At 54.8% G+C, this 13,548-nt stretch carries 17 protein-coding genes; 12 read left to right on the top strand and 5 right to left on the bottom strand.

Annotation, left to right across the window (positions count from 1 at the left end; genetic code table 11):
• Positions 1 to 163 precede the first annotated feature (163 nt).
• Complete coding sequence (locus tag ACIQ2T_RS07585; protein WP_397590285.1) at positions 164 to 649, bottom strand: SH3 domain-containing protein; 486 nt, start codon at positions 647 to 649, stop codon at positions 164 to 166.
• Between the two features lie 96 nt (positions 650 to 745).
• On the opposite strand from ACIQ2T_RS07585, the gene ACIQ2T_RS07580 reads away from it, so the two are divergent.
• Positions 746 to 1,744 carry a 2-hydroxyacid dehydrogenase gene (locus ACIQ2T_RS07580; protein WP_397590284.1) on the top strand — a complete coding sequence of 333 codons (999 nt, stop codon included), beginning with the start codon at positions 746 to 748 and terminating at the stop codon, positions 1,742 to 1,744.
• Between the two features lie 102 nt (positions 1,745 to 1,846).
• Positions 1,847 to 3,157 carry an ammonium transporter gene (locus tag ACIQ2T_RS07575; protein WP_397590283.1) on the top strand — a complete coding sequence of 437 codons (1,311 nt, stop codon included), beginning with the start codon at positions 1,847 to 1,849 and terminating at the stop codon, positions 3,155 to 3,157.
• A gap of 44 nt (positions 3,158 to 3,201) precedes the next feature.
• Here ACIQ2T_RS07575 and ACIQ2T_RS07570 read toward each other — a convergent pair whose 3' ends face one another.
• The 3 genes from ACIQ2T_RS07570 to ACIQ2T_RS07560 all read right to left on the bottom strand — a co-directional run bounded on the left by ACIQ2T_RS07570 (position 3,202) and on the right by ACIQ2T_RS07560 (position 6,223).
• The gene (locus ACIQ2T_RS07570) at positions 3,202 to 3,534 is read right to left on the bottom strand and encodes a PilZ domain-containing protein (protein ID WP_397590282.1); all 333 of its coding nucleotides are present in this window, start codon (positions 3,532 to 3,534) and stop codon (positions 3,202 to 3,204) included.
• A gap of 63 nt (positions 3,535 to 3,597) precedes the next feature.
• Positions 3,598 to 5,004: an NAD(P)H-dependent flavin oxidoreductase gene (locus ACIQ2T_RS07565; RefSeq protein ID WP_397590286.1), complete on the bottom strand. Its 1,407-nt coding sequence runs from the start codon at positions 5,002 to 5,004 to the stop codon at positions 3,598 to 3,600.
• Positions 5,005 to 5,074: 70 nt separating this feature from the next.
• Positions 5,075 to 6,223, bottom strand: a complete 1,149-nt coding sequence (locus ACIQ2T_RS07560) for a glycosyltransferase family 4 protein (RefSeq protein ID WP_397590281.1) — start codon at positions 6,221 to 6,223, stop codon at positions 5,075 to 5,077.
• A gap of 37 nt (positions 6,224 to 6,260) precedes the next feature.
• Between ACIQ2T_RS07560 and ACIQ2T_RS07555 the strand changes: the two genes are divergently transcribed.
• The 6 genes from ACIQ2T_RS07555 to ACIQ2T_RS07530 all read left to right on the top strand — a co-directional run bounded on the left by ACIQ2T_RS07555 (position 6,261) and on the right by ACIQ2T_RS07530 (position 11,665).
• Positions 6,261 to 7,649, top strand: coding sequence for a protein adenylyltransferase SelO family protein (locus ACIQ2T_RS07555; protein WP_397590280.1), 1,389 nt, complete (start codon positions 6,261 to 6,263; stop codon positions 7,647 to 7,649).
• A gap of 147 nt (positions 7,650 to 7,796) precedes the next feature.
• Positions 7,797 to 8,564, top strand: a complete 768-nt coding sequence (gene cobA / locus ACIQ2T_RS07550) for a uroporphyrinogen-III C-methyltransferase (RefSeq protein ID WP_397590279.1) — start codon at positions 7,797 to 7,799, stop codon at positions 8,562 to 8,564.
• On the top strand, positions 8,561 to 8,857 hold the full coding sequence (locus ACIQ2T_RS07545) for a DUF2849 domain-containing protein (protein ID WP_300035582.1): 297 nt from the start codon (positions 8,561 to 8,563) through the stop codon (positions 8,855 to 8,857). The genes cobA and ACIQ2T_RS07545 overlap by 4 nt, the downstream gene beginning before the upstream one ends.
• Before the next feature lies 1 nt (position 8,858).
• Positions 8,859 to 10,487 (top strand): nitrite/sulfite reductase, encoded by a 1,629-nt coding sequence (locus tag ACIQ2T_RS07540; protein ID WP_397590278.1) that lies wholly within the window; start codon positions 8,859 to 8,861, stop codon positions 10,485 to 10,487.
• A complete protein-coding gene (locus tag ACIQ2T_RS07535) occupies positions 10,480 to 10,902 on the top strand; it encodes a DUF934 domain-containing protein (protein WP_300035576.1) in 423 nt (140 codons plus the stop codon). Before ACIQ2T_RS07540 ends, ACIQ2T_RS07535 begins: the two co-directional genes overlap by 8 nt.
• Positions 10,895 to 11,665 (top strand): phosphoadenylyl-sulfate reductase, encoded by a 771-nt coding sequence (locus tag ACIQ2T_RS07530; protein ID WP_397590277.1) that lies wholly within the window; start codon positions 10,895 to 10,897, stop codon positions 11,663 to 11,665. Before ACIQ2T_RS07535 ends, ACIQ2T_RS07530 begins: the two co-directional genes overlap by 8 nt.
• Here ACIQ2T_RS07530 and ACIQ2T_RS07525 read toward each other — a convergent pair.
• The gene (locus tag ACIQ2T_RS07525) at positions 11,662 to 12,078 is read right to left on the bottom strand and encodes a thioesterase family protein (RefSeq protein WP_315471556.1); all 417 of its coding nucleotides are present in this window, start codon (positions 12,076 to 12,078) and stop codon (positions 11,662 to 11,664) included. The genes ACIQ2T_RS07530 and ACIQ2T_RS07525 overlap by 4 nt on opposite strands.
• 168 nt (positions 12,079 to 12,246) lie before the next feature.
• On the opposite strand from ACIQ2T_RS07525, the gene ACIQ2T_RS07520 reads away from it, so the two are divergent.
• From ACIQ2T_RS07520 to yidD, 4 genes are all read left to right on the top strand, one after another.
• The gene (locus ACIQ2T_RS07520) at positions 12,247 to 12,588 is read left to right on the top strand and encodes a hypothetical protein (RefSeq protein ID WP_315471557.1); all 342 of its coding nucleotides are present in this window, start codon (positions 12,247 to 12,249) and stop codon (positions 12,586 to 12,588) included.
• 115 nt (positions 12,589 to 12,703) lie between these two features.
• Positions 12,704 to 12,838, top strand: coding sequence for a 50S ribosomal protein L34 (gene rpmH / locus ACIQ2T_RS07515; protein WP_125230634.1), 135 nt, complete (start codon positions 12,704 to 12,706; stop codon positions 12,836 to 12,838).
• 23 nt (positions 12,839 to 12,861) lie between these two features.
• Positions 12,862 to 13,269, top strand: coding sequence for a ribonuclease P protein component (rnpA, locus tag ACIQ2T_RS07510; protein WP_397590276.1), 408 nt, complete (start codon positions 12,862 to 12,864; stop codon positions 13,267 to 13,269).
• A gap of 2 nt (positions 13,270 to 13,271) precedes the next feature.
• Positions 13,272 to 13,484 (top strand): membrane protein insertion efficiency factor YidD, encoded by a 213-nt coding sequence (gene yidD / locus ACIQ2T_RS07505; RefSeq protein ID WP_315477625.1) that lies wholly within the window; start codon positions 13,272 to 13,274, stop codon positions 13,482 to 13,484.
• Positions 13,485 to 13,548: the final 64 nt, after the last annotated feature.

Raw genomic sequence — 13,548 nt, 5'->3', positions numbered from 1 at the left:
GCACATTGCGCAATGACGCGGCGCTTGAGATATACAAAACGCAAGGCGCAACGCCTGAACGCCTGATGGTCGCGGGTGGTTTTGCCGAGGTGAATGCGAACGGCCTTACCGTTCTTGCAGAACGCGTGGAAGCTTAAGGCTTCACGCGTCGCCACGGCCTGTATCAGGGAGCCTCGTCGCCCCAGATACGTGCAGTTTCGATATAACCGTAGCGACCGTCAGTTTCGAAACGGCAATATCCCCTGTCACATTCGTCGATAAGGCCAACGACACCGGGTTCAACACGCCAGGAAATGTGCGCGCCGGGATCGGCCGCATCACGCAGTGTACCAATGTCTTTACCAATAACGATGGCAGCGCGTTTGGGGCTTAACAGCCGCACATGCAGCCAGCCTTGGTCGCCACGCATATCTTGAACCTTGCGCCACACGCTGTGGACAGCCACGACTTTCACGGGAAGGTTCTGCCGTTTGTACACCCATGTGACCGGAAACTCTGTGCTTGGCCCAGTGCGCATCCGCGCCTCCGGCTGGGAAATTGAAGCCCAATAAGGCGGCGTCTGTTGCGCCTGCCCTACCGCAGAAGCCCCGCCACAAAATGCAAGCGCAGCGGCGCCGCACCGCAGTATCGAATTGTTCTGAACACCCATATTTTTTACCACCGTTTTCATTCTATAAGGGAAGGTTGTTGGGCAGCGCAACCATCCAGTCTTGACCTTGCTGCGAATTCAGCTTTAGTCATGCCTATGCCAGAACTTAGCCGCATCGAACGTCCATCCATCCGTGTCACGCGCACATTGCTGCCGGCCGTTGAAAAACGAATGGCCGAACTGTTCGACGCTGGCTTTAATCCTGATGACACGCCGCTGACGCGTGAAGCGCTGATCGCGGCAATGACCGATTGCGACGTACTGGTGCCAACGGTGACAGACAGCATCGACGCTGTCGTTATCGCCGCTGCGCCGCCCCGGCTAAAACTGATCGCTAGCTACGGCGCGGGCGTTAACCATATCGACCTTGCAGCTGCCAAGGCGAAGGGCATCATCGTTACCAACACGCCCGGCGTGTTCACAGATGACACAGCCGATCTAACGATGGCGCTTATCCTGAATGTGCCCCGCCGCCTTGGTGAAGGGCAACGGGTCGTGCGTAGCGGCGAATGGCGCGGTTGGAGCCCAACGGCCATGCTTGGTCATCGCATTGGCGGCAAGACGTTGGGCATCATCGGGTTTGGCCGTATTGGCGAAGCTGTGGCCGTGCGGGCAAAAGCCTTTGGCCTCAACATTATTTACAACAAACGCCACCGCCTGCCCGCGAGTGTTGAGGATGAGCTTGGCATTACATTTGAACCCGAAATTGACCGGTTGGTGGCGCGGTCGGACATCATCAGCCTGCATTGCCCTCTGACGCTGGAAACCGAAAAGATTATCAACGCTGACCGCATCGCGCAGATGAAAGGGGACGCGTATATCATCAATAGCTCACGCGGTGAGTTGATTGACGAAGACGCGCTAATCGATGCGTTGGAAACCGGCCGTATCGCAGGTGCAGGCCTTGATGTTTACACGCATGAGCCTGCCGTCGACTCACGGCTTTTCGACATTCCTAACGTCGTGCTGCTTCCCCATTTGGGCAGCGCGACCTTTGAGGGCAGAGGAGCGTCAGGCGAACGAGTCATTACCAATATACGCGTTTGGGCGGATGGCCACCGACCACCGGATCAAGTCCTGGAAGGCTGGCAGTAAGCAACTTTCTTTCTATTGCGGTGGCTTAACAGCAATTTTGTACCTTGAGCCTGCAAACACTCTTGCCTAGAGACACCTGATAAAAATCGAGGGGCCAACACCATGATACAAAAGATAATGAAGTCAGCACTTTGTATCAGTGCGTTGATAGCCGCGCCTGCAATGGCGCAAGACGCTGTCGGCACGTTGCCCGAGGCCAATAGCGGCGATAGCGCCTGGATTTTGACGGCATCAGCACTGGTACTGATGATGACGCTGCCTGGCCTTGCCCTTTTTTATGGTGGACTGGTACGTGCCAAAAACTTTCTATCTGTGCTCGTGCAATGTGGCGCAGTGGCGGCTCTTGCATCGGTCATCTGGATCGTAATTGGCTACAGCTTGGCCTTTTCAGCAAACGGAAACGGCTTTTTAGGCTCGTCGGAAAACTTCATGTTTAATGGCCTGTTGGGCTCAATTCGCGAGGGACAAACAACAGGCGCGCTCGCTTTCGCTTTATTCCAGATGACATTCGCCATCATCACCCCCGCCCTTATCATTGGCGCATGGGTGGAACGGGCGCGGTTTGGCTGGGTGGTAGCATTCAGCGGCTTGTGGTCGCTTTTGGTCTATGTCCCAGTCACGCGTTGGGTTTGGGGCAACGGGTTTTTGGCAGAACAAGGCGTTATTGATTTTGCTGGCGGCATTGTTGTCCATACCACCGCGGGCGTCTCAGCGCTTATTGTAGCGCTGATGCTTGGCAAGCGTATTGGTTTTCCTAAAACGCTGATGTTGCCCCACAGCCCCGCTCTGACGGTCGCTGGCGCCGGATTATTATGGGTGGGCTGGTTTGGTTTCAATGGCGGGTCGGCATTGGCCGCCAATGACGCCGCCGCAAGTGCGATTATCAACACGCATATAGGCGCTTCGGCAGCCGCCTTGGTATGGCTCTTGATTGAACGGATTAAGGTCGGCAAGGCAACCGCAGTTGGGTTTGCAACGGGTGCCGTTGCGGGCTTGGCCACCATAACCCCCGCCGCTGGCGTTATTGGCCCCGGTGGCGCGATGATCCTGGGCATCTTGGCCGCGATCATCTGCTTTTGGTTTGTTGGGATCGTCAAAGGTAAGCTTAAAATTGACGACTCGCTGGACGTGTTCGCCGTGCATGGCGTTGGCGGTATATTGGGCTCTGTGTTGCTCGCTGTATTCGCAAGCAAGGCGCTTGGCGGCGCTGGCTATGCCGAGGGTACAGACATGGCATCACAGCTTTGGGTACAGCTAAAAGGCGTTACCTTAGTGGCGGTGTACTCTGCTGTAGCGACGCTGATTATAGGCTATGTGGTGTCGAAACTCATCCCGATGCGCGTCAGTGAAGATCAGGAACGCGATGGGCTGGATTTATCCAGCCATGGCGAACGCGCTTGGGATCTGGATTGAGTATATTGGCGGGGCGCGACGCGCTTGCCAATTTTTCAGCAGGGCTATCCCGTCTGAAGCGTCAGTGCCCGAAACAAGCTGCGGTTTAGGTTATCATCAAATTTGCAGCCCAATCGGTCCCCTTCAGACCAGACGACAGTCGCACCGATGGTTTCGCTTCCCGCAAGCCGCAGCCATACACGGTCGCCGGCCTTCACCCTGCCCTCGTGCAAGATGCGGCAACCATATACCGACAGATCAACAAGCAGCGCTGATAGGGGGCGTTGCGCATGCCTCCGGACGGTTACTTTGCCAAATAGAACTGGATGACGCAGACCATCCCGATGCTCCAGACGGGCAGGCGGCAATTTGCGAAATTGAAACGACGTGTAGCCCATAATGCCCCCCTTCACCGTTCCATTAGGCAAAGAAGGTCAATATTCCGTAAACAATCAACGACGTCAGTCGCCCGTTAAAATGCGATCCATTAGCTGCTGTACCGTTGGAACAAAGCCGTTTGAATAAAATGGATCTTTGCCGAACAGATAGGCACTATGCCCTGCAAACATCAAATTTTCATCAATGGGCGCGCCATGGGCGATATTCTGAAGTGCCTTTTGAATGCAGAAGCTGCGCGGATCGGCAAGGCGGCCAGTGGAATTATTGTCATGGTCTTTCCAAGACGAAAACCCGCAATGCGACAAGCAGCCCATGCAATCCTTCTGATCCTTGCGGATAACTTCCCCCGATGAAGGCGTGACGAACACCAGCGAATTATCAGGTGTTTTCAGCGCGACGGTGAAGCCGCGTGCATCCCACTCGCGGGCCTTCATGAGGTCGGCTGGCTTGACCCAGAAATTCTTACCCTTCACGCCAACATCAAGCTGTGCGCTGTGTTCCGCATCGGCCGCCTGCACAAAAGAAATCTGACGGTTCGACCGTGCCTGAAGCTCAAGCAGGAAGGGGTTGATCACTGCGCTGGAATAAAAGCCCGTTGGTGAAAACTGGTGCAGCAATACGCCGTCTTCGGGAATCTGCGTAAGTGCGTCCTTCCACCCCGCTGGGATCGGACTTTCCTGCGTCAACAGCGGGCGCGTTCCCAATTGGAACGCTATCTGTCCAAGCTCCGGATTATCAATCCAGTCATTCCAGTCGCGCAAGAACCAAACGCCGCCTGCCATGACAATCGGCACATCATCGGCGATACCTTCAACGCGCATAACATCCCGGAGAGCCTTAACACGAGGATAGGGATCTTCTGGGCTACGTGGGTCTTCGGCGTTGGACAGGCCATTATGGCCGCCCGCAAGCCATGGATCTTCATAAACCACAGCGCCCAACCATTCAGGTACCTTGTGATAGGCACGCTTCCACAAGGCGCGGAACGCACGTGCGGAGCTGACGATCGGCAGATAGTATACGCCATATTGCGCGGCGATTTCAGACAGCTTGTATGGCATGCCAGCACCGCAGGTGACGCCCGTAACCATGCCCCGGGTCTGTTCAAGAATACCGTGCAGTATGCGCTGGGCGCCGCCCATTTCCCACAGCACGTTGATGTTGATTGCGCCACGACCATTCGAAATTTCATGTGCAAGGCGAACCTGCGCTATACCGCCGCGAATGCCGTATTCGACAAGTTCTTCATGCCGTTCGGCGCGTGTTTTGCCATGGAAAACCTGCGGGATCATCTCGCCATTTTCATCATAGCTGTCAGCATTCACAGCCGAAACTGTGCCAATACCGCCGGCTGCAGCCCATGCGCCAGAACTTGCGTGATTTGTTGCGGCAACGCCCTTGCCACCTTCGACCAATGGCCAAACTTCACGGCCACCATATATTATGGGTTTCAGACCTTTGAACACAATTGTAACCCCTAATATCTACGTCAAAAGCGCCGTTCAGCGTGCTTCTCTAGGGGCGCGCTATCGCAATTATCTAGCTTTGTCGCGCAAAATCGGCACGCTTCATGGCGGAGCCATAGAGCTGTCGGTAACGTGCAAACATGGTCTCTTCATCATATTGGGAACAGGCTACAAGACGGTTTGCTGCGCCCAACGCTTCGCGCAATGCCGCGTCCGTTGCTAAAGCCATAATTGCGCTAGAAAAAGCATCCTCGTCATTGCGCGGGACAATGTATGGCCGGTTCTCGCGCGACACGATATTGCGGACATCCCCTACATCGGTCGATATGATCGGAAGGGCGCTCGTCATCGCTTCAACAAGCGATACTGGATATTGTTCGCTATCTGATGAGAGTGCAAATATATCGAACAGGCGGATATAGCGCGCTGTATCACGCAAGAAACCGGGCATCATCACGCGGTCGGCGATGCCAAGGCGTCCAGCTTCTGCCATAATGGCGTCGCGATCAGGTCCTTCACCTGCGATAGCCAGACGGACATTTGGTCCAGCCGCTGCGACTGCACGCACAAGCCGTGGCAGATTTTTAACAGGACGCAGCCCCGCGATAGTCCCAACGACGATTTCCCCGTTCCGTTTTTTGTATCCCGGAAAAGCTCCGCGTTGTGGCCGACGGTTGAAGTGATCGGTATCGATCCCATTCGGAAAACGGCATATCTTATCCAGCGGTTGATGCCAGATATTGCGGGCAATTTTCTCCAATGTTTTTGATGGCACGACAAGCGCGTTTGTCCGTTGAAGCGCAATCGTTCGAAACCAATTTCGGTGCCATTTCAGCCGTTCGATTTCGTCATGGTCAAAGCCATCTTCATGATGGATCAGCGGCGGCAAGTTCATGCTGCGTGTAAACAAAGTGTGCGCCATAACGCCGTCCATCGCCTGCCAATTGTAGCTGAGCACGAGGTGGAATTTCTTCATATATCCAGCGAGACGGCGATAGCGCCCCATGCTTGGCATTCCGGCGAGGGAAGGTGCTGCGTCTTTTGGAAAGTTGACCTTCACACGACGGTCGAGTGCGCCTGCTGCCCCAAAGGCGTCATCGACGGCCGAAAGCACTGTATGCTCTGCCTGATCGCCAAAATGGTTCATCAGGCGAACCGTGCGCGATTCCTGACTGCCTACGTTAAAACTGCTATGCAAATGGAGGATGCGGACCACCGCCATACTTGCCTTTCCTTTATGCACCGCCCAGATGCGATATATGAATAAAAAACCGTTCCCATCCCTCTACCGTCCCGATCCACAAATCGCCAGCCTTGGCGCGCAAATTGGTGATCCCGCACAGCCCGCGAATTTTCCAGAGACGATCCTGCGGTTTCGCAACGACCGCTGGGCGGAAACAATCGGGCTGGCGGACTATGATGACGCGACTTGGATCCAGCACTTTGGGCGCTTTGAACTATTGCCCGGTAACATGCCGGTCCCGCTTGCGTTGCGATATCATGGGCACCAATTTCGCGTGTACAATCCGGATATCGGCGACGGTCGCGGATTCCTGTTTGCGCAAATGCGTGACGGTGATGACCGGCTGCTTGATCTGGGAACAAAGGGATCGGGCACGACACCCTACAGCCGGCGGGGCGATGGCCGCCTGACGCTAAAAGGTGGCGTCCGCGAGATATTGGCAACGGAGATGCTGGAGGCGCTTGGCGTCAACACCTCTAAGACATTCTCGATCATTGAAACGGGCGAAGCGTTGATGCGTGGGGATGAGCCATCGCCCACTCGCTCGGCGGTCATGGTGCGGCTGAGCCACAGCCATATCCGCATTGGCAGCTTCCAACGTGTGGCGGCTGAGGGCGATGCGGAGTTTATGCAGCAGTTGATCACATATTGCCTGACACAGCTCTATAATGTCGCCCCGTCGGAGAACCCAGCGGCGCAATTGCTTGCGCTAGTGGTTGAACGCGTCGCTGATCTTGCTGCGTCTTACATGACAGCGGGCTTTGTTCATGGCGTACTCAACACCGACAACATCAACATCACGGGCGAAAGTTTCGATTATGGGCCATGGCGCTTTACGGAATATTGGGATCCGCAATTTACCGCAGCTTATTTTGACGAATCCGGGCTCTATGCCTTTGGCAGACAGGCCGAAGCCTTGCACTGGAATCTTGGACAGCTAGCCGTTGCCTTGCGACTGGTGTCGGAGGCTCCGCCGCTCATTTCAGCACTGGAACGGTTCCCAGAACTATATCAAAGGGCAATTATTCGGCGCTTTTTATGGCGTCTGGGCGTTGCATCGCTTGGAGAAGCAGATGACCGCCAATTGGTCGAAGCCGCCGAACGGGCAATGTCGCGGGAGAGAATTCCGATCGACACATTTTTTTATTACTATCGTTTTGGCAGCCAAAGTGCGTTCGCAACTCCAGGCGAAAATCAAATGGCGTTCACTGAATTGCTGCAAAAATATACCCCGGCAGATGCACATCGGGATGCCTATTGGACCAACGGCCGCATATGTTCGATGCTCATAAATGAGGTGGAGGACATTTGGCAGGCGATTGCCGAAAAAGACGATTGGCAGCCGCTCAATGATAAGGTTTCGGCCATTCGTGCCATGGACCGCGCGCTCAACGCATGCAGCTAACTAACTATTTTTACGCGTAAAGTTTACGAGATAGGGAGTGATACGAGCGTAATCATGAGGCAGCTTAAAGCATCGGTAAAGTTCTTCTAATCGGTGGCCAACTTATCCTGATTTGATGTTGGCGATGAACTGGTCCACTTTAGCATTATGGAAAAAGCTCGTGTGTATTTGGTCGGCGCTGGCCCCGGCGACCCGGAACTGCTTACGGTGAAGGCTGTGCGGCTGATCTCGACCGCAGATGTGGTGGTGCATGACGGCCTTGTTGATGATGCCATCATGGCGTTAATCAACCCGTCAGCGCGGTTGATCTCGGTCGCCAAACGCCGTTCGCGCCACTCCGTTCCGCAAGATGGCATTAACGACATACTCGTCCGCGAGGCTAAAATCGGTCGGGTGATCGTGCGGCTAAAAGGCGGCGATCCCTTCATTTTTGGACGTGGCGGCGAAGAAGCCGAAGCGTGCCGTGACGCGGGCATCGATGTTGAGGTCGTTCCCGGCATCTCCGCCGCGATGGGCGGTGCAGCAGCCAGTATGTTGCCGCTGACCCATCGCGATGCCGCAAGCGCCGTTACCTTCGTCGCTGGTCAGTGCAAAGGCCTGACCGACCAGAATTGGGCTGGACTTGCTGGCAAAGGCCGCACTTTGGTTATCTACATGGGTGTGGCAACTGCGGCAGACATCACTGAAAAGCTTATTTGCGATGGCCTGTCGCCCGATACGCCCGTAGCCGTATTGGAACGGGCCACGCGGCCTGATGCACGTGCCATGCGCACGATATTGACTGACCTGGGTGACATGATTGCGCGCGAAAGCGTTGTGTCTCCTGCCATCATCATCGTCGGTGAAGTTGTCTTGAAATCCGATGCCGAAGACCGGTTGTTCCATTTTGCCATGCAGGCGGAGAAAATTGCGTGAAATTACTGACGGGAAATGAATTGAGATCAGGCGCGGTGACTTGGTGGACGGGCAATGGCTGGTCTATCCATGTAGAAGATGCAGCTGATGTCGGCGAACATGGCGAGGCCATATTGCACGCCGAAGAGGGCGCACGCCGCGTAAATGCGCCCTATATCATCGACGCCCTTCCAACCGCTAATGGCCCACGCCCTGCGCACATCAAGGACCGAATCCGCGCCCTTGGACCCACCGTCCGCGCTGACTTCTCACTCAAGCCTGCCGACCCTGCGGCGGGCGACTGGATTATCTGACATGTATAAATATGACAATTATGACCAAGCCATTGTCGATGCCCGTGTTGCTGACTTTCGCGACCAGGTAAACCGCCGGATCGCTGGAGAGATAACCGAGGATCAGTTCAAGCCGCTGCGGTTGATGAACGGCCTCTATCTTCAGTTGCACGCCTATATGCTGCGCGTGGCCATTCCTTACGGCACGCTCGATTCAACGCAAATGCGCATGCTGGCGCATATTGCGCGCAAATATGATCGCGATTATGGGCATTTCACCACGCGTCAGAATATTCAGTTTAACTGGATCAAGCTTGAGGAATGCGCTGACATCCTTGAGGAGCTCGCCACTGTCGAGATGCACGCCATTCAGACCAGCGGAAATTGTATCCGCAACATATCGTCTGACCAATATGCGGGCGCTGCGGCCGACGAAGTCGTTGATCCGCGTCCATGGGCTGAACTGCTCCGCCAATGGTCGACCTTCCATCCTGAATTCAGTTATCTGCCGCGCAAGTTCAAGATTGCAGTGATCGCGTCGGCAGAGGATCGCGCAGCGATGCGTCTACATGACATTGGGCTTGAACTGATCCGCCAAGATGGCGAACTGGGCGCGCGTGTATTTGTCGGCGGCGGCATGGGCCGCACACCGATGATCGCACCGGAAATCAACCCCTTTGTAAAAGCCGACGATTTGTTGAGCTATCTTGAGGCATGCCTGCGGGTGTATAATCGTTACGGACGGCGGGATAATATTTACAAGGCCCGTATAAAGATCCTCATTCACGAGATCGGTGCGGAGGAATATCGCCGTCAAGTGGCCGAAGAATTTGCGCATGTGAAGACCTTGGGTATCGACCCGCCCTTGGCAGAGCTGGAACGCATCAGCGCGTTTTTTGCGCCACCTGCGTATGACGCATCTGATGTAGAGCCAGACCGCAGCGATCCCGATTTTGCCGTGTGGCTTGACCAAAATGTCAAACCGCACAAGCAAGCGGGCTATGCCATCGTCAACATTAGCCTGAAGCCGATTGGCGGTATACCGGGCGATGCGACATCGGCGCAGATTGATGTGATGGCTGATCTTGCCGAAAAATACAGCTTTGACGAACTACGTGTCACCCACGCGCAGAACATTGTGCTGCCTTATGTTGCAAAGCGTGACTTGTACGCCGTCTGGCAGGGTCTGCGTGATGCCGAACTTGCCGATGCCAATCTTGACCTGATCAGCGACATCATTGCCTGTCCCGGGCTGGATTATTGCAGTCTCGCCAATGCACGCTCCATTCCCGTTGCACAGAAGATTGCCACCCGCTTTGCCGACATGGACCGGCAACGTGACTTGGGCGAATTAAAGCTTAAAATTTCGGGCTGTATCAACGCATGCGGACATCATCACGCGGGCCATATCGGCATCTTAGGCGTGGACCGGAAGGGCGTGGAAAATTACCAGCTGACCTTTGGAGGGTCGGGCGCAGAAGATGTCAGCATCGGCAAAATCATCGGGCCCGGCTTTGACGAAGACGGCGTTGTAGACGCAGTCGAGAAAGCCACTGAAGTCTACAAGGCTTTGCGGCAAGGCGATGAACGTTTCGTCGACACATATCGCCGCGTCGGAATGAACCCATTTAAGGAAGCGATTTATGGTTGAGTTTCGCTATCGCTCAGATGAAGTCACGGAACAGCCGTCCGTTACGCTTGATGCGTTTCTTGACCAATCGAACGCAACTGCCGTTCGCCTGGAGCCAGACGATGATGCCCGTGCGCTGATCCCATTTCTGGATCGGCTAACTTTGATCGAAGTTGCCTTTCCCAAATATCGCGATGGCAGGGGCTATAGCGCAGCGCGGATTTTGCGCGAGGCAGGCTATCAAGGCGAACTGCGGGCGCAAGGTGACGTCTTGGTCGATCAGATTGCGTTCATGCGCCGCTGCGGCTTTGACAGCTTTGCCCCAGAAGCCTCACTAAACCCCGAAGCCGTTGCACGCGCGCTGTCGAACTATGATCATGTATATCAAAAGGCTGCCGATGCCGCGGTGCCAATCTGGAAATTGCGGCATGGCTGAAACAGTTCGCATCGCCGACCGTATCAACAGTGACCCCCGGTACACCGAGGGTGATGCCGTGCGCCTGAACAACATGTTCCGGGGGCATGACACGGTTGAGATGCTGACTGTTTTATTGCGCGAAAATATGTTGGGTGATGCCGCTATTGTGTCCAGTTTTGGGGCAGAAAGCGCGGTGTTATTGCACCTGATTGCGAATATTGATCCGTCGATTCCGGTGCTGTTTTTGGACACGGGCAAGCACTTCCCCGAAACGATTACCTACCGGGAGGAATTGCGCGCAATTCTGGGCTTGTTAGACTTGCGCATCCTAACGCCTGACCCTGCTTTGTTGCGTCAAAAGGATGAAACTGGCCTGCGTTGGTCCTATGACCCCGATGGCTGCTGTGAAATGCGCAAAGTATTGCCGCTAAGTGCCGCGCTGGCGGGGTTTGATGCGCAATTTACGGGACGCAAAGCATTTCAGTCATCGACGCGCAGGGCGTTGCCCCGTTTTGAAATTGAAGACGGCCGGTTAAAGGTCAATCCGCTTGCCGATTGGGACAAGGACAGAATTGACGCTTATATGGCAGAGCATGCTTTGCCTTCACATCCACTGGTAGAACTTGGCTATCCGTCCATCGGTTGCTCACCCTGCACCACGAAAGTTGCGCCCGGCGAAGACCCGCGTTCTGGCCGATGGAAGGGCTGGGACAAGGTGGAATGCGGTATCCACAACGCAGTCAAACCCATCGGGGATGGCAGCGACGATCCTATTTTTTAAAGCAGCTTCGGTTCAATCTTTGTGAAAAAATACGCCTGAACCTCGGCAGCAATGCGCGCAGGGCGCAAAGTTTCTGCATCAATGCAGCACCAGCTTGATTTGACCTCAGCCAAAACTTCCTCGCCGCGCTTGATAACCGTGTCATAAAAAGACCGTGCGCCCTGCACCTTTTCAAGAACGACCGTTGCGATAACGTCATCATCCAGAAAGGCTGGCTTGCGATAGGTAATCTCATGCTTCAGCGCGACCCAAAGATATTTCGCCGCCGTCTCAGGTGGGGCAAGCTTGTTCCAATGCGCCAAAACGGCATCCTGCACCCAGTTCAGATAACGCGCGTTGTTCACATGCCCCATGAAGTCGATGTCAGAGGGCAGCACGCCTATGCGGTGAAGGTGGGAGAGCGCTTTTGTCATTAATCTTTCAATATAAGCGTTAAAAAGGAGGCATGCAGCCCTATTGCGGCAAAACCATGAATGAATGCTGACGAATGCTGATAATGCCAAATATTTTATACCCGTGCGAAAACTGCTTGGTGCCGACATGAGCTTGCAACACCCGTTCCGCTATCCCACATGACGAACATGCACCGCTCGAAACGAAAAAACTGGAGCGACACGCCAGCCTATCGCTGGTCAATGGTCATTTTGGGTTGGGCACTGATCGTTGCAGCGCCACTTGTCAGCTGGCTTCCAGGACCAGGCGGACTATTGCTGTTTATCATCGGGCTCGGCGTGATCCTCAAACATTCCCGCTGGGCAAAGAAGCGATATTCGCGGCTTTCAAAGCAACATCCCGAATATGCCCGCTGGGCAAATTGGGCACTGCGCCGCCACAAGGTCAAAGGCCGCCCTCCCTTCCCGAACGTTAAAGGCGATTTTCTGAACCTATTCCGCCGCGACGACATCGACATGAAAATGCCCTGACCTGTGTTGACTTTTAACCTCCCTAACCGTATCGGCCACAGCAACAGGAACGGTCGCTGGACAGATTCGGCGGCCATTTTCATTTCAAGACGCAAAAAATTTAAGGATTACAGTCATGAAGCGCACTTTTCAGCCGAGCAATCTCGTGCGTGCCCGTCGCCACGGTTTTCGTCTCCGTATGTCGACCGCTGCAGGCCGCAACATCCTGAACGCGCGCCGCGCACGCGGCCGCAAGAAGCTGTCAGCTTAATCGTACAGCAGGCGAACCGCGACATGCGCGGTTATAGCGTCATCAAAAAAAGGCCGGATTTCTTGGCCGCCAACCGGGGGAAGCGATATGCAACTCCCGGTTTTGTTTTGCTTGTGAAAGACAGGCAAGATGAAAGCGCCGATATTAGGCTTGGCATTACCATCACCAAAAAAGTGGGTGACGCCGTCGTCCGCAACCGCATGCGTCGCCGTTTCCGGGCCTTGGCGCAGGAGATGCTAGGACAAAAAGGCAAATGTGGCGCCGATCACATTCTGATTGGTCGCGATAGCGGTATTGAACGGGATTTCAGCGAGTTGCGGGCGGACATGGCCAAAGCTTTAGACAAATTATGTCAGCAAAACCGCAGCGCGGAGCCTGCCGAAGCACGCCAAGACAAAAAGCGCCCTTCGACAGAATCAGGACCGGGATAAAGATGATCGCAAAGCTCCTCATCCTTGTTGCAAGGGCTTGGCAAATAGGCCCGTCGCGCATTTTGCCGCCGACATGCAGGTTTAGCCCAAGCTGTTCGGCGTATGCGATTGGGGCGCTCCAGAAATATGGCGCATTTAAGGGTGGCTGGCTAGCCATCAAACGGCTATTGCGCTGCCAACCTTGGGGTGGGCACGGATATGACCCGGTGCCATGACGCCCAACTGACTGTTTAATGGGGATTTGTAGACGTGGACGATAAACGCAACTTGGTTTTTGCT

It is taken from the genome of Sphingorhabdus sp. (assembly GCF_044357595.1).
GTDB lineage: Bacteria > Pseudomonadota > Alphaproteobacteria > Sphingomonadales > Sphingomonadaceae > Sphingorhabdus_B.
The sequence above is the reverse complement of the archived record's forward strand: the minus strand, read 5'-3'. Positions and strand labels throughout refer to the sequence as shown.

What these genes read in the sequence shown, in the direction of transcription:
- ACIQ2T_RS07585 (WP_397590285.1), bottom strand. Translation starts at nt 649, where the DNA reads ATGGGTGTTCAGAACAATTCGATACTGCGGTGCGGCGCCGCTGCGCTT.
- ACIQ2T_RS07580 (WP_397590284.1), top strand. Translation starts at nt 746, where the DNA reads ATGCCAGAACTTAGCCGCATCGAACGTCCATCCATCCGTGTCACGCGC.
- ACIQ2T_RS07575 (WP_397590283.1), top strand. Translation starts at nt 1,847, where the DNA reads ATGATACAAAAGATAATGAAGTCAGCACTTTGTATCAGTGCGTTGATA.
- ACIQ2T_RS07570 (WP_397590282.1), bottom strand. Translation starts at nt 3,534, where the DNA reads ATGGGCTACACGTCGTTTCAATTTCGCAAATTGCCGCCTGCCCGTCTG.
- ACIQ2T_RS07560 (WP_397590281.1), bottom strand. Translation starts at nt 6,223, where the DNA reads ATGGCGGTGGTCCGCATCCTCCATTTGCATAGCAGTTTTAACGTAGGC.
- ACIQ2T_RS07555 (WP_397590280.1), top strand. Translation starts at nt 6,261, where the DNA reads ATGAATAAAAAACCGTTCCCATCCCTCTACCGTCCCGATCCACAAATC.
- cobA (WP_397590279.1), top strand. Translation starts at nt 7,797, where the DNA reads ATGGAAAAAGCTCGTGTGTATTTGGTCGGCGCTGGCCCCGGCGACCCG.
- ACIQ2T_RS07540 (WP_397590278.1), top strand. Translation starts at nt 8,859, where the DNA reads ATGTATAAATATGACAATTATGACCAAGCCATTGTCGATGCCCGTGTT.
- ACIQ2T_RS07535 (WP_300035576.1), top strand. Translation starts at nt 10,480, where the DNA reads ATGGTTGAGTTTCGCTATCGCTCAGATGAAGTCACGGAACAGCCGTCC.
- ACIQ2T_RS07530 (WP_397590277.1), top strand. Translation starts at nt 10,895, where the DNA reads ATGGCTGAAACAGTTCGCATCGCCGACCGTATCAACAGTGACCCCCGG.
- ACIQ2T_RS07525 (WP_315471556.1), bottom strand. Translation starts at nt 12,078, where the DNA reads ATGACAAAAGCGCTCTCCCACCTTCACCGCATAGGCGTGCTGCCCTCT.
- ACIQ2T_RS07520 (WP_315471557.1), top strand. Translation starts at nt 12,247, where the DNA reads ATGCACCGCTCGAAACGAAAAAACTGGAGCGACACGCCAGCCTATCGC.
- rpmH (WP_125230634.1), top strand. Translation starts at nt 12,704, where the DNA reads ATGAAGCGCACTTTTCAGCCGAGCAATCTCGTGCGTGCCCGTCGCCAC.
- rnpA (WP_397590276.1), top strand. Translation starts at nt 12,862, where the DNA reads ATGCGCGGTTATAGCGTCATCAAAAAAAGGCCGGATTTCTTGGCCGCC.
- yidD (WP_315477625.1), top strand. Translation starts at nt 13,272, where the DNA reads ATGATCGCAAAGCTCCTCATCCTTGTTGCAAGGGCTTGGCAAATAGGC.